General features: G+C 38.8%; 17 protein-coding genes. 7 read left to right on the top strand and 10 right to left on the bottom strand.

The features are described from left to right. Nucleotides 1-137: 137 nt before the first annotated feature. The 3 genes from VB715_RS04185 (at nucleotide 138) to VB715_RS04175 (ending at nucleotide 2,077) form a co-directional block, all read left to right on the top strand. A complete protein-coding gene (locus VB715_RS04185; RefSeq protein WP_323299938.1) occupies nucleotides 138-377 on the top strand; it encodes a prevent-host-death protein in 240 nt (79 codons plus the stop codon). Beyond that, the gene (locus VB715_RS04180) at nucleotides 374-757 is read left to right on the top strand and encodes a type II toxin-antitoxin system VapC family toxin (protein ID WP_323299937.1); all 384 of its coding nucleotides are present in this window, start codon (nucleotides 374-376) and stop codon (nucleotides 755-757) included. Before VB715_RS04185 ends, VB715_RS04180 begins: the two co-directional genes overlap by 4 nt. Nucleotides 758-1,462: 705 nt before the next feature. Continuing rightward, nucleotides 1,463-2,077, top strand: a complete 615-nt coding sequence (locus VB715_RS04175; protein WP_323299936.1) for a Uma2 family endonuclease — start codon at nucleotides 1,463-1,465, stop codon at nucleotides 2,075-2,077. 6 nt (nucleotides 2,078-2,083) lie between these two features. Here the strand turns inward: VB715_RS04175 and VB715_RS04170 are convergent, their stop codons facing one another. From VB715_RS04170 to VB715_RS04160, 3 genes are all read right to left on the bottom strand, one after another. Beyond that, nucleotides 2,084-2,854 carry a sulfite exporter TauE/SafE family protein gene (locus VB715_RS04170; protein WP_323299935.1) on the bottom strand — a complete coding sequence of 257 codons (771 nt, stop codon included), beginning with the start codon at nucleotides 2,852-2,854 and terminating at the stop codon, nucleotides 2,084-2,086. 32 nt (nucleotides 2,855-2,886) lie between these two features. Next, the gene (locus VB715_RS04165; RefSeq protein WP_323299934.1) at nucleotides 2,887-3,387 is read right to left on the bottom strand and encodes a hypothetical protein; all 501 of its coding nucleotides are present in this window, start codon (nucleotides 3,385-3,387) and stop codon (nucleotides 2,887-2,889) included. A 161-nt stretch (nucleotides 3,388-3,548) separates the two neighbouring features. Next, a complete protein-coding gene (locus VB715_RS04160) occupies nucleotides 3,549-4,490 on the bottom strand; it encodes a phosphate ABC transporter substrate-binding protein (protein WP_323299933.1) in 942 nt (313 codons plus the stop codon). 64 nt (nucleotides 4,491-4,554) lie between these two features. Here VB715_RS04160 and ispF point away from each other — a divergent pair, with 64 nt between their 5' ends. Then, a complete protein-coding gene (gene ispF, locus VB715_RS04155) occupies nucleotides 4,555-5,034 on the top strand; it encodes a 2-C-methyl-D-erythritol 2,4-cyclodiphosphate synthase (protein WP_323299932.1) in 480 nt (159 codons plus the stop codon). Here ispF and VB715_RS04150 read toward each other — a convergent pair. Both VB715_RS04150 and VB715_RS04145 read right to left on the bottom strand, forming a co-directional pair. Further along, on the bottom strand, nucleotides 5,024-5,581 hold the full coding sequence (locus VB715_RS04150; protein WP_323299931.1) for a (2Fe-2S) ferredoxin domain-containing protein: 558 nt from the start codon (nucleotides 5,579-5,581) through the stop codon (nucleotides 5,024-5,026). The genes ispF and VB715_RS04150 overlap by 11 nt on opposite strands. A 33-nt stretch (nucleotides 5,582-5,614) precedes the next feature. Continuing rightward, nucleotides 5,615-5,866, bottom strand: coding sequence for an Asr1405/Asl0597 family protein (locus tag VB715_RS04145; protein ID WP_323299930.1), 252 nt, complete (start codon nucleotides 5,864-5,866; stop codon nucleotides 5,615-5,617). 246 nt (nucleotides 5,867-6,112) lie between these two features. Between VB715_RS04145 and VB715_RS04140 the strand changes: the two genes are divergently transcribed. Next, entirely contained in the window at nucleotides 6,113-6,670 is a 558-nt protein-coding gene (locus VB715_RS04140; protein ID WP_323299929.1) for a Dps family protein, read from the top strand. A 68-nt stretch (nucleotides 6,671-6,738) separates the two neighbouring features. Here VB715_RS04140 and VB715_RS04135 read toward each other — a convergent pair whose 3' ends face one another. From VB715_RS04135 to VB715_RS04120, 4 genes are all read right to left on the bottom strand, one after another. Continuing rightward, nucleotides 6,739-7,386: a DUF4079 domain-containing protein gene (locus VB715_RS04135; RefSeq protein WP_323299928.1), complete on the bottom strand. Its 648-nt coding sequence runs from the start codon at nucleotides 7,384-7,386 to the stop codon at nucleotides 6,739-6,741. Between the two features lie 341 nt (nucleotides 7,387-7,727). Further along, nucleotides 7,728-8,084: a hypothetical protein gene (locus VB715_RS04130; protein WP_323299927.1), complete on the bottom strand. Its 357-nt coding sequence runs from the start codon at nucleotides 8,082-8,084 to the stop codon at nucleotides 7,728-7,730. Nucleotides 8,085-8,260: 176 nt separating this feature from the next. Beyond that, nucleotides 8,261-8,962, bottom strand: coding sequence for a ribulose-phosphate 3-epimerase (gene rpe, locus VB715_RS04125; RefSeq protein WP_323299926.1), 702 nt, complete (start codon nucleotides 8,960-8,962; stop codon nucleotides 8,261-8,263). A 126-nt stretch (nucleotides 8,963-9,088) separates the two neighbouring features. Next, nucleotides 9,089-9,343 carry a hypothetical protein gene (locus VB715_RS04120; protein ID WP_323299925.1) on the bottom strand — a complete coding sequence of 85 codons (255 nt, stop codon included), beginning with the start codon at nucleotides 9,341-9,343 and terminating at the stop codon, nucleotides 9,089-9,091. 107 nt (nucleotides 9,344-9,450) lie between these two features. Here VB715_RS04120 and VB715_RS04115 point away from each other — a divergent pair, with 107 nt between their 5' ends. Then, nucleotides 9,451-10,929: a mechanosensitive ion channel domain-containing protein gene (locus VB715_RS04115; RefSeq protein ID WP_323299924.1), complete on the top strand. Its 1,479-nt coding sequence runs from the start codon at nucleotides 9,451-9,453 to the stop codon at nucleotides 10,927-10,929. Between the two features lie 145 nt (nucleotides 10,930-11,074). Here VB715_RS04115 and VB715_RS04110 read toward each other — a convergent pair whose 3' ends face one another. Continuing rightward, on the bottom strand, nucleotides 11,075-11,908 hold the full coding sequence (locus VB715_RS04110) for an arginyl-tRNA synthetase (RefSeq protein WP_323299923.1): 834 nt from the start codon (nucleotides 11,906-11,908) through the stop codon (nucleotides 11,075-11,077). A gap of 107 nt (nucleotides 11,909-12,015) precedes the next feature. Between VB715_RS04110 and VB715_RS04105 the strand changes: the two genes are divergently transcribed. Next, nucleotides 12,016-12,687, top strand: a complete 672-nt coding sequence (locus tag VB715_RS04105; RefSeq protein WP_323299922.1) for a Crp/Fnr family transcriptional regulator — start codon at nucleotides 12,016-12,018, stop codon at nucleotides 12,685-12,687. Nucleotides 12,688-12,697 lie beyond the last annotated feature (10 nt).

Raw genomic sequence — 12,697 nt, 5'->3', positions numbered from 1 at the left:
AATTGCTCTCATAGTGCGATCGCCGCTCTTGTCGGGTGCGTTAATGAAATGTAACGCAGCTTATTAAATTGAGTTAAATTAAGATTATTATTAAGCTAGAATGACAAATAATAGTCTATATATTATCCCCTAAAACTATGACTGAACTTCTCCAACAAGTAATTACAGAACTCAAAAAACTTCCCCCAGATCAACAAGATGCGATCGCTTCCCGTTTGATGGCTGAACTAAAAGAGAAACAGCTTGCTGAACTTAGACCCATTACCAATAATAAACCATTACGACCATTTGGTTTATGTGCTGGAGAATTTACCGTTCCAGAAGATTTTGATGCTCCTTTACCAGAAGATATTCTCAGCGCATTTGAAGGTCAATGAGGATTTTACTAGATACCCATATTTTTCTCTGGTTTATTAGTGGTAACAATCGTTTATCAATAGATGTTCGTGACTGTATTCGTGATTCAGATAACGAAATTTACTTGAGCGTTGTTTCCATTTGGGAATGTATTGTTAAATATCAATTAGGTAAGCTACCATTACCAGACTCACCTGAAATTTATTTACCAAAAGAGCGTAATCGTCATCAAATTGTTAACCTTGATTTAGATGAAAAAAGTGTTATTCAATTAGCTCAACTACCACCTTTACATCGTGATCCATTTGATAGAATGCTCATCTGTCAAGCTTTACAAAATGGCCTGACAATTGCAACAATAGATGAAGCAATTCGTGCTTACCAGGTCAGCACTTTATAGTGTGCTCTGCTCCGCAGTGCCTTCGGCAACGCCTATCTTGTAGGTTGGGTTGAGGGACAAAACCCAATAATCATCAATTGAAAAGAAGCGATCTCCTTGAATGACCCTGAAAAATAAGACTGATTTATTTATAAGAATGTATTATATTTGTATTTCTTAAGTTCGGATTCGACCAAAAAGAGTAATCATTTATACTAAACAGCCCTAAAAATGTTCAGCATGATCAAAAAAATTTGCAAAAGATTATCAATAATTAACGACAGAATAACCTTGACAAACCATACTACTTTTTTGTATGCTAATAAACAATGGTAGATGTAAATTGGGTAATCTGTATCTGCCTATAGGCCCTGAGATATTATTGCACTTAAATTAAAACTCTAGGCTCTCCCGACATCTTGGTATAAAATGTATAATCAGCTACAATACTTAAGATGGTGGGTTACGACGCGGATTAAAACTTATTAGTTTTTCATCAAAATCATAGCCGCGTCTAACCCACCCTACGAATTATAAGCTTTACTTATCACCACAAGTACGGGAGAGCCGAAACTCAACAAGCGATTAAGAATATAGAAGAACAGAAAAACTTAACCACTTGTAATAATAAAAATGAGCTTTATCATGAATTAGGAATTTAATGTTATCTCCTGTTTTTGAAAATTGTTTTAAGAAAGACATCAAATATCTGTGGAGGTGGTAACTATGACCCAAACCCGATCCAAGTTAGTAACCTTTAAACAATTTATCGAATGGTACCCCTCAAACGGGGTAAGATACGAACTACATAAAGGAGTCATCATAGAAATGCCACCCCCAACTGGCGAACACGAAAATGTTGTTGGATTTTTGGCGGCACAGATAACCTTCCAGTTCTTGCAAATGGGGCTTCCGTTTCGTATCCCCAAAACTGCCTTTATCAAAATTCAGAGCAATAATTCAAGCTATTCTCCCGACATTTTGCTATTAAATCATGACAATCTCGTTAATGAACCTCTGTGGAGCAAGCAATCGACTGTTGTTCAAGCTGCATCTATCCCAATAGCCGTTGAAGTTGTTAGCACTAACTGGCGAGACGATTACTACGACAAGTTAAGGGACTACGAAGACATGGGAATTCCTGAGTATTGGATTGTGGACTATGCCGCACTCGGTGGCAAAAGATTTACTGGTAATCCTAAACAACCAACTATTACAATTTGCGAATTAGTTGAGGGAGATTATCAAATGACTGTATTTAGGGGAAATAATTTTATTGCATCGCCTTTATTTCCCCAACTCAACCTGACAGCACAACAAATTTTTGATTCGGCTTTGTAGTGATATTTATTGATAACTCATCCAAGCCTTAATAAAGATATAAACTGCTAGAATTCCTAACATTCCATAAAAACAAAAGCTTACAACTTTATCAGGTAATCTGGGTAAAAAACGGGTGCTAATTTGCGCCCCAACTAATCCCCCTAATCCCAAAATAATGCCAACCAGAAATAAAACATTACCCCTCAAAGCATGACCAATAGTAGAAGAAATTGAAGTAATCACAATCACGCCTAAACTGGTTTGAATAGCAACTTTAATCGTTGTTTTTAATAACAACATTTGCAGAGGAACCATAATAACTCCGCCACCAATACCAAATAAACCAGCTAGAAATCCTCCCATCGCACCTGTTAATAATCCTGCCATTTTTATTGAAAAGTTAGACAAAGATAAATCTGAATTTTTGAAAATTAATTGACGGCGTAAATTCCCTAAAAAGATATTAAAAATCAAGAACGTACCAAAGGCAGTTAGTAAAATATAATCGGGTAAATAATTAGCAACTTTTACTCCTAATTGAGCCGTAATAATAGCAGGAATTCCTAATAAGATAACTTGCCGCCAATTAAAGTATCCCATGCGCCAATTTTGGATACTTCCCGATAAAGATGTAATCACAATGGCTAAACTACTGGTAGCCACTGCTTGTAAAGGGGTATGGTTGAGAGCAATTAAAAGAGGAACTAAAACCGTTCCTCCACCAATTCCTAAAATTCCTGCTAGTAGTCCTGAAAATAACCCACTAACTATCAAGACTAAAATATTATCTAGCATTTTTTGTTCAGAGGAACTCTCCTAAAATTTTATTAGTTTTGAGGTTGAGAATTTGAAGATTCTTGATAAGGTTCAACTTCAATGGGAATGCCGACAGTTTCTTCTGGAGATGCAGAGGAAGAATTATCATAATTCACAGGTGGTTGCCTCTCTTTGACAGCAGAAAGTTCCTCGACAGGAATAAATTTACTCTCAGACATTTTATCCTCTGATGAGGCAGTATTCATGTCTTGAGTCGTCGTTACATCCTGCTTTTCTGGCTCAGACGAGTTAACCTCTGATGAGGTTTTAGTTTCAGAATTTTCTAGATTGACTTGACTCTCCTGATGGTTGTTTGGGGCAATAGTTTCCTGAATAGGTTTATGATTAAAAAGCGGTTTCAATGGGGAAGGAGAGACTGATTTAACTTCCGAAGTATGACAAGCTGCTGAAGATAACCCCAAATAGCATCTGATTTCTTCTCGCGCGAGGGAAATCCCAACCCCCGTTACTGACACCACTAACGCTGTCATGGGCAAAAAGTATTTGAACATAGTACCACTCCTCATCCTCTAAACTAGCATTTCTCTATTTTATCGGGAGTTGTTGAAAATTGCTTGAGGGTTTCTTAAAAGTTAGAGATAGCATCATTAACTAAGCTAATCTTCAAGAAAAAAAATGATCACGAAGTTAGAAAGATAGCAGTATTGAAAAATTATTGAGCATCTTGAATCACTTGTTGTCCCGTGGGAGAAGTCCCATAACCTAAAAATGCTTTGACAACTTCAGAGGGTGGATTTTTATAACTATAAAATAAGGTTCGTTGATAGGGATAGGTTGAAGCTTCAGGAGTTAACCCATCAATTGATAAGGTTTTCACCGTTTGTTGCTCCGCAACTTGAGCATAGGTAGCGTAACTTATGCCATTTGTTCCTAACCGTTGTAAAATCGGTGTAGTCGCATCATGATCTAAAGTCGTAATATTGGGCGTATTGCCAAAATTTTCCCCATTTAAGACTAATTCAGCAAAGGTTTGTCGCGTCCCACTTACCGAAGGCCGATTAATTACCTCAATCCTACCAGGCGATCGCCCTAGCTCTGACCAATTAGTAATCTTACCTTGAAAAATATCCTTAACCTGCATCATGGTTAACCCTTTACGGAAAGGATTATTTACTCCCACCACAACGGCGATCGCATCTTGAGCAATGGGAATGGCCACTAACCCCTGTTGTTGTTCCTGGGCCGTTAAGGGACGGGAAATAGCTGCCAGATCAATTCTCGCCTCTAGTAGCCCTTGAATCCCCTTACTTGACCCTTGAGCATTCGTCATCACCTGAGTGCCAGGAAATTGCTGTTCAAAGCGATTTTTTAAGGCTTGATTGATTAATACCATACTGGTAGACCCATCAATTTTTACCCTCGTTCCCTTTGGTACATTAGTCGGGGGACTAAAGGCCGTCACTGAAGCGGGAGAAGGGGGAACGGGTAAGGGACGATCAGAGGTAGCGGGTTGATTGTCAGAAGTAGGAGAAGATAACACATTGTTGAGATTACCTTGATTTTGATGGGTAAACCACCAATAACCCCCCCCAAGAATCCCTAGGGTAATCATCAAGGATACAATCGTTATTAGGGTTTCTTTTTTTTGCGTCATCTCCTAAATACCTCGGCCACCTAGTCTGGCCAACATTGTACGATAAAAGGTTAATTAAATAGTGATGAACATTCGCATTGGTAACGGTTATGATATCCATTGTTTAGGGCCAAACCGTCCTTTAATTTTAGGGGGAATCACGATTCCTCATCCCCTGGGACTTATGGGCCATAGTGATGCTGATGTGCTGACTCATGCCATTATGGACGGGATGTTAGGGGCCCTCAGTTTAGGGGATATTGGTCATTATTTTCCCCCCTCTGACCCCCAATGGGCCGGAGCTAACAGTTTATTATTGTTACAAGAGGTTAATCAATTGGTGCGATCGCAGGGTTGGCACATTGGTAATATTGATTCGGTGATTGTGGCAGAAAAACCCAAAATGAAGCCCCACCTTCGGGCCATGCAGGAAAAATTGGCTCAAACTTTAAGCATTAATCCTGATCAAGTTAGTATCAAAGCGACAACTAACGAGAAGTTAGGCCCAGTGGGACGGGAAGAGGGAATTGCTGTCTATGCTGTAGTATTACTTTCTAAGGCTTAAAATGCTTGTCTAATAATTCAGTCACTTGGTAAGGTTTTACCTGGGAGTAACGGGTTTTATCAGGTAACATAACCAGGTTAGGCCCCTGTTTACATTGTTTTAAACATCCCGTTAATTGAATCTCTACGCGATCGCTTAACCCTTGCTCCCCTAACTGTTTTTCTAACTGTTGACATAACTTTTCTCCCCCTCGTTTCCAACAACTGGATTTTTGACAAACTAAAATTTTTCCTGATGCTTGATTGGGGGTTTCTGATACAATTACTGCATAGGAAATGTCAGGAGTTGGTAACAAATTAACGGTGCTAACTTTTAGCTCGAAAAATCCCATTTTCTTCTTCGTTTCTCTGGTTCCTGTCACTTCTAACCAGGTTCCAGGGGACAGATTGGGATCGATCTCAGACCGGAGTTGTTTGGGGATTTTCAACCAATATTCTCGTTCATTCACCTTAATTCGGAGATATTTAAGTTTATCCCCTTCTTTGATGACAAAACTTTCTAATTGACCGACTAAGCGAAATTGGGAAACGGCGGTAAGATTTGACATAATTTTTTATTTACTAAGAGGTTAATTGAGAATTTAAGTCTCTTTAGCTTGCCAACAAGTATGTAGCCATTCAATCAACTCCCGACGAGAGGCCGAGTATTGTTTGATGACACTCCATAGCTGAATGGCTTCCGTGGGACTCGATAGCTGGACTTGTAAAGGCTGATGGGTTGCACAATAGGAAGGGATATGTAATTCCTGAAGGCGATGGTAGACAATCCAGCGATCGCTCCACTCGACTTGTACAACTTGACTCGATTCTAGGGGGAGGTTGGTTGAATTCATTGACACTGACAAATGAATAATATTGTCATTGTTTCCTTACCTAGTATACCGGACAAATGCTAATTATTCTCAAGTATTTTCTACAAAAAATTGAAGTGCAAGATAGGCCAGAAGCCAGAAGAGTCTTACCAAGGTTGTCCTAGGGAAAATCTAAATCTTTCTTGAGGATTTTACGGAGTCTCGATAAACTGTTGCTAAAATGAGGTATTTTATTGATAGAAGTGTAGTTAAGAAGGGAATACACACATGGCAACCACTCAAGTTAAAGCCCCAATTCGTGCTTTTGACCAAGTAGGAGACAATCCAGTCGGACTAGACAAAAGCGTAACAACTCCCGTTTGTGAAGGCTTTAATATTGCCATCGCAAGCTTTCAAGCGTTGTTCCTACAGTATGAAAAACACCATTTTGTGGTTGAGGGTTCAGAATTTTATTCTTTGCATGAGTATTTCAGCGAAAGCTATGAAGAAGTTCGGGGTCATGTTCATGATCTCGCAGAGCGTTTAAATGGGTTAGGTGGAATTCCCGTGGCCAGCTTCAGCAAATTAGCTGAAATGTGCTGCTTTGAGACTGAACCCGATGGGATGTATGATTGTCGCACCATGGTTGAGAATGACTTGAAAGCAGAACAAGACATCATTAAAATGTTGCGTAGTCAAGCGTCCCAAGCAGAAAGTTTAGGGGATAGAGCAACTCGTTACCTATACGAAAAAATGCTTCTAGAAACAGAAGAACGTGCCTATCATTTAGATCATTTCTTGGTATCAGATAGCTTGACAATTGCATTTGTTGGTAACGGTAACTAGATTTTTCGACGTTGGAATATAACTGAATTTAGCTAGTGATTGTTATGATCACTAGCTCTTTTTATTTTTTATAATCCCTGGCCAATTTCTAATAAATCCCGTGTTCCTGTGATACCTTGTCCCATAAATAATAACAAAGCAAAGCAATTTAAAATAATGTGAATATTGCGCCAACGATTTGAGCGATCTTGATAAATATCTTCGATAATTGCTAAAGAAAAGATCATTAATAAAGCAGCAACAATTCCATAATAGTAATGGGAGATATACCATTCATTGGTACGACGATAGACTCCTTCTTGACAGCCTAAAATTACGACTCCCATGCCCGTTAAGGTGGCAAAAATACCGCGCCAATGTTTTTGTCGAGAACGATGTAACATAACTAAAGAAGCAATTGTTACCATAAACATGAACATCAAAAAAAGGAATTGGAAAAAATTACTTGACCAAAGCTGTTGATTAATGATATTTTTCCCAATAGGATGAGCTAAACCTAAGAGGGTTATCCCAACAACAAAACTTGATAACCAACGACCAATTTGGACGTGTTCTCTGCCAACAATAGGGGGGATTTTACTCTTGTTTCCTTCGAGGGTTTGTAATCTTCTTTGACGAGTTTGCCAAGCATAATAAGAGACAATTCCTATTAAGGGAAAGACAGAAATTATTGTCAATGCAGGATGAATAATGAGCCAAAAAATAACAGGATTCATACTGTAAAAACCTCAAAAAGTATGGCAATAAACAGAATTGACTTTATGGTAGCAGTTCTCAATTAGAACGGGAATAAACTGGTCAGGATTCATGATAAAATCTTGACAAAGAAAGTAGATTTTTTCTGGGCAGCTTATCCTGATATTAAAGAGTATAATTAATCAAGCTTAAATTTTGATGAGAAAATCCCCTAAGTTTAGTTAATAGAATTAATCTCCCTGAGCATCCTGTCGCAGTTAACAATATTATTATTTTGATTACTATATCTCACAAAAAAAGCTAGATATTAAGAATCACGTGAAACCATTCTGAATACCTAACTTCGTTGATTTTTCAGCTATTAGGAATAGCTTTCTTGGTTTTCCCAGATTAAAACCTCCATCGGACTGCCTGTGGTTGGTGGGGGATAAATGCGGATTTTAGCCTGTTTTCCCAGTTCTTTTAAATAGTTACTAAGGGTTTCTAAAGACTTCAAAATTTGCCAAGTTAAACCCTGTTTAGGACAAATTAAAACCAAGGTTAAACCATCACCACCTGTGATTAAATTCCAACCACATTTTGACAATAATTGTTGAATTTGTTGATCACAAGCATGATAAAACAGACGACTAACAACTTCATTAAATTCCCAATAAAGCTCTAAGTCATTAGACATCCAATAGGGTAAATCATCGGGGGGGAGAAAAGATGGGTTCATGGGGACAATTATCAAGGATTTATTATCTATCTCTATTTTTGTATAAAATGTTACAGAAGTCAACTAGGATTTATATTAAAAAGCATTACAAAAATCAAACAAAAAAAGGCGATCGCAGCGATCGCCGAAAAGGGTAGGGTGGGCAAGACCACCTTACATTAATAAATTGTGAAAGTTTAGACGGTCGCTAACTCAGGTTGAGGACGTTTGCTATTGCGAACCCCTTCAATGGCCTCAGCATAGCTTGGTGCTTTAAATACAGCCGATCCAGCGACAATCGCATTAGCACCTGCTTCTAAGACTTGCCAGGTGTTACCAGGTTTTAAACCACCATCCACTTCAATCCAAGGATCGAGGCCCTTTTCGTCACACATTTGACGAAGTTTACGGATTTTGGCAACCATTTCAGGAATAAAGCTTTGACCCCCAAAACCAGGGTTAACACTCATAATCAAGACTAGATCGCACAATTCTAGGACATATTCAATCAAATCTAAAGGAGTGGAAGGATTGAGAACAACCCCTGCTTTTTTTCCTAATTCCCGAATTTGGCCGAGAGTACGATGTAAGTGGGGAGACGCATTGTGTTCTGCATGAACAGAGATAATATCCGCACCCGCTTTCGCAAAGTCAGCGACATATTTTTCGGGTTCGACGATCATTAAATGAACATCTAAAGGCTTTTTCGTATAAGGACGAATGGCATCCACAATTAAGGGCCCAATGGTGATATTGGGGACAAAACGACCATCCATGACATCTACATGAATCCAGTCAGCACCAGCGCGATCTACGGCTTGAATTTCTTCTCCTAAGCGACTGAAGTCAGCCGAGAGGATAGAAGGTGCGACAACAATAGGTTTGGTGGATTGACTCATAATAAGGTGTGTTCTCCCAGGCTCGCTTATGGTAACAATATTAACAAAATCTTTAGATATTCTCTAATTAAACATTTACAATAGCCTATCTTGGTCAATCAGGCTAGGGGCCGTTGTCTAAACCCCTTAATTCTCAGGGGAGTTAGGAGAAGATTTTTGAGAAAGCTTATTAATTAACCAACTTAAAATTGCCCCTAAAAAAAGAATACCAATGGCTGGATTAAATAAAGGTTGCCATAGTTTGTACCATAAATCAAACCCCAGGGGAACCCCGATAGAGCGTCCAATTACAGCCGCAGCAAACCAAAAAAATGCCAATAAGACTAAAAAAACATCCGCCACTAATAAGCGATTTAACCAAGTCAGAACAGTTTCTTTCATTTTCTCGTTTCTCCTAAGATTCGGCATCATATATTATGGCCCTACAGGAAGTCAAAAGTAAAACCCTGATGGGTCATCGTTTATTTTAGGATCTAATTAAATTTCTTATGCAAGTTGCTTTGACGAGTCAAGACTGGTTTCAATGGGCGATCGCTCTCATTTTAGGCTTTCCCTTTTTGATGATTTTTTTAAATGAAGTTATTGTGCGACTTCGGCAAGAAGAAAAGTCTTTAATTAAAACATTTTTTATCCTGCGTAACTTAGTTTTACCAACGGTTGCTCTCCTCTTATTTTTAACAAAAGTTCTCGAAATATCTGAAGAAGAAACGATTATTAGAATTGTCAAAACTTTAGTCTGGATTTGTATCATTCATGCGGCCCTCTCAGGCTTTAAAGTTTTAGTGTTTGATCAAGCAACTCCCGAAAGTTGGCAAGCTAAAGTCCCTGATTTATTACTCGATTTAATGCGGTTCTTTCTGGTGACTTGTATTGCTGCCCTTATTCTATCTACGGTGTGGCAAGTTGATTTAGGTGCGCTTTTAACCGCGTTTGGGGTCGGTTCTCTTGTCATTGGTTTAGCTTTACAAGATGCCCTTAAAAATCTCTTTTCAGGGATTTTATTATTGTTTGAACGTCCCTTTGCTTTAGGAGATTGGTTAAAAGTTGGGGATACCATTGGTAAAGTGATTAAAGTCAACTGGCGATCTGTTTATTTACAAACCCGCGCTCAAGATAGCGTGGTGATTCCTAATTCAATTTTAGCTCAAGGAAATTTTACTAATTATCATCGTCCCACTGAATTGCACGTTGAAACTTTTACTTTTGGTTTTTCCTATGATGATCCACCCAATAAAGTGATTTATGTCCTCAAAGAAACGGCTTTAGCCACCCCAGGAATTTTAAATGATCCCAAACCTTGGGTGAGAATTGAAAACTATGCTGATTTTTCGATTATTTATAAAATTGGTTTATTTATTCAAGATTACGAAGGGATGTTGACTATTCGCAATGATTTTGTGATTCGAGTTTGGTATGCTGCCAAACGGTATCATTTGACCATTCCTTACCCCATTCAAACAGAATATCAAATGAATCTTTCCGAAATGCCCAAACCTAACCCAGTGGCCAAAGTGACAGAAATGATGCGATCGCTGCCTAATTTTGGGTCAGTCGCTGCGGAACGATTAACGAAAGAAAAAGATGCCACCAATCTCCGATATTATGCTCAAGGAGAATGGATCTTTCAAGAAGGGGAAAGAATTGCCGGACTCCATTTGATTTTAACTGGCTATGCGGCTATTTTAGTGAGAGATAATCTTGGTCAAGAACAAGAAATTGCTCAGTTAGGTAAAGGGGAATTTTTTGGAGAAAAGATTCTATTAACCGGAGAATGTAGTGATGTCTCAGTGATCGCCTTAGATGATTTGGAAGTGGCTGTTTTATCCCCTGAGGTGATCGCCACCCTCCTAGAACAAATGCCCCGACTCTCTCAAGAATTTAGTGAACTCTTAGAAACGAGACGCAAAGAGGTGATTAGAGCTAAAAACCAGAATTATGAGGAATTTCCCTTTAATTCTCAAATTTAACCCAAGATCAGAAAGAGAACCGACGACTTTCCATGTTTCGTCTCGGCTCTCTTGCTGGTTCGCTCCTCACACTACAAATAAATATACAGGAAACTTTGCATTTTGTCACTATGCTTAAGATTCTTTTTTGATTCGTTGCTTAACTTTACAATTGAGGGCGAGGGGGTCGTTCAATTTGAGATAACCACAACCCTTTTAATATATACTGGGTAAGGGCAACTAATCCTAATCTTACTTGGGATAATTCAGGATTAACTAGGGCAGTTTCGCCGAAAATACGACAGTAACTGTCAAATTTTAAGAAAGACTCACTTAAATGATTTGCTAACTTTATTTCATCGACAGAAGACTCGTTTACTAAGCGATCCGTCGTAGTAACAAGTTGAGAAATCAGCGATCGCTCTACCGGATCTGATAATCTTAATTGTTCCCTTTCTAAGTCATACCAAGGGATGATCTGAGGGTGTGTAAATGACTGAAAATTTGGCTCAAATAACCCATTATTTAACTGAATAATCCCCTCTTGCTCTCCTAACCTTAGTAACGCACCACAACGGGTTTGAGAGTATTCTAGGGGGAATAAATTGTTATCATTTACTGACATTAGGGGATTATTTTTGACTGGCCAGGGAAAGGTAGGTAAATTTTGTAACCAGTCAGCCAAAGTGCGATCGCTTAATTCAAACTGTAACCAACCAGGAGCAACCAATTTTACAGTAAAGCTGAAGGAAGAAACTTGCCTTTCTATCAAGTTCAAGATTTCTTCAGCTAGGGTAACAGGAGAAACAGAAAACTGAGGGGCCAACTTAACTGCGATCGCACAACGATAGGTAAGGGAATGGAGATGAGGTAAACGAAACACAGAAACCGTGTATCGAGGAAGTTCACAACCAGGAACTTTTAAGGGATACCAAGGGGTCAATAGAGTCTCTAGGGACTGTTGTAACTGCCTTTGCAGAGAAAAATAAGTTATAGTCATTTCTAACCGCTAAAAATTCGCCAAAAACCCTTTATTTGCCAGATTTAATCCCTACTGATTAAGATAAATCAATATTTTCCGTCCTCATCTAGATTAACGCCCCTGAGATGTTTTCCTCTAAACCCCCTCCTATTTTTGAGACAGAGCAACCCTTTAGCACATGGCAAGAACTGTGTAATTGGGCCCGTTCCCATTGTCGTCAGCGTATTTTTCAGAAAGATCAACAAATTCCAGCCCGTCCTGGGTTACTGTATTTAGTAACACAAGGAGCAGTGCGTTTGATGGGATGTTCACCCCTAAAAGAAGAGCAACCATCCTTAGAAAAGGAGATCACCGAAGCCATTTTTCTGGGTATTATTGGGATAGGACAGCCCTTTGAAATTACGGAACATCCTCAGAGTATTATCCATGCTTATGCCCATTTAGAAAAAACCTCAGTCATTTGGTTCTATTGGCATGAATTAGCCGCTTCATTAACCTGGTATATCAAAGTCTTAGAAATGTTTCGCCAACAGCATCAACGTAAATTATTGTGGATGAGTATTATGGCACAAAAACGAACCGTTGATCGACTGATTGGTTTTTTTACCCTATTAGCTCTAGAAGAAGGGGAAGGGACGGAAAAAGGCTATTATTTACCCTATCCATTAACCCAGGCTCAAATTGCCAGTGCCATTGGCACCACGAGGGTAACAGTGACACGCTTAATGGGAAAATTGCGACAAGAGGGATTGATTGAAATTCAGGAAGACAACCGAATTTGTTGGAAAATTAAGTAATTTATTGGGA

This window comes from Crocosphaera sp. UHCC 0190 (assembly GCF_034932065.1).
GTDB lineage: Bacteria > Cyanobacteriota > Cyanobacteriia > Cyanobacteriales > Microcystaceae > UHCC-0190.
The sequence above is the reverse complement of the archived record's forward strand: the minus strand, read 5'-3'. Positions and strand labels throughout refer to the sequence as shown.

Coding starts and splice junctions, on each gene's coding strand:
- VB715_RS04130 (WP_323299927.1), bottom strand. CDS start 8,084: ATGAACCCATCTTTTCTCCCCCCCGATGATTTACCCTATTGGATGTCT.
- VB715_RS04180 (WP_323299937.1), top strand. CDS start 374: ATGAGGATTTTACTAGATACCCATATTTTTCTCTGGTTTATTAGTGGT.
- VB715_RS04110 (WP_323299923.1), bottom strand. CDS start 11,908: ATGACTATAACTTATTTTTCTCTGCAAAGGCAGTTACAACAGTCCCTA.
- rpe (WP_323299926.1), bottom strand. CDS start 8,962: ATGAGTCAATCCACCAAACCTATTGTTGTCGCACCTTCTATCCTCTCG.
- VB715_RS04145 (WP_323299930.1), bottom strand. CDS start 5,866: ATGAATTCAACCAACCTCCCCCTAGAATCGAGTCAAGTTGTACAAGTC.
- VB715_RS04185 (WP_323299938.1), top strand. CDS start 138: ATGACTGAACTTCTCCAACAAGTAATTACAGAACTCAAAAAACTTCCC.
- VB715_RS04150 (WP_323299931.1), bottom strand. CDS start 5,581: ATGTCAAATCTTACCGCCGTTTCCCAATTTCGCTTAGTCGGTCAATTA.
- VB715_RS04135 (WP_323299928.1), bottom strand. CDS start 7,386: ATGAATCCTGTTATTTTTTGGCTCATTATTCATCCTGCATTGACAATA.
- VB715_RS04140 (WP_323299929.1), top strand. CDS start 6,113: ATGGCAACCACTCAAGTTAAAGCCCCAATTCGTGCTTTTGACCAAGTA.
- ispF (WP_323299932.1), top strand. CDS start 4,555: ATGAACATTCGCATTGGTAACGGTTATGATATCCATTGTTTAGGGCCA.
- VB715_RS04120 (WP_323299925.1), bottom strand. CDS start 9,343: ATGAAAGAAACTGTTCTGACTTGGTTAAATCGCTTATTAGTGGCGGAT.
- VB715_RS04115 (WP_323299924.1), top strand. CDS start 9,451: ATGCAAGTTGCTTTGACGAGTCAAGACTGGTTTCAATGGGCGATCGCT.
- VB715_RS04175 (WP_323299936.1), top strand. CDS start 1,463: ATGACCCAAACCCGATCCAAGTTAGTAACCTTTAAACAATTTATCGAA.
- VB715_RS04165 (WP_323299934.1), bottom strand. CDS start 3,387: ATGTTCAAATACTTTTTGCCCATGACAGCGTTAGTGGTGTCAGTAACG.
- VB715_RS04170 (WP_323299935.1), bottom strand. CDS start 2,854: ATGCTAGATAATATTTTAGTCTTGATAGTTAGTGGGTTATTTTCAGGA.
- VB715_RS04160 (WP_323299933.1), bottom strand. CDS start 4,490: ATGACGCAAAAAAAAGAAACCCTAATAACGATTGTATCCTTGATGATT.
- VB715_RS04105 (WP_323299922.1), top strand. CDS start 12,016: ATGTTTTCCTCTAAACCCCCTCCTATTTTTGAGACAGAGCAACCCTTT.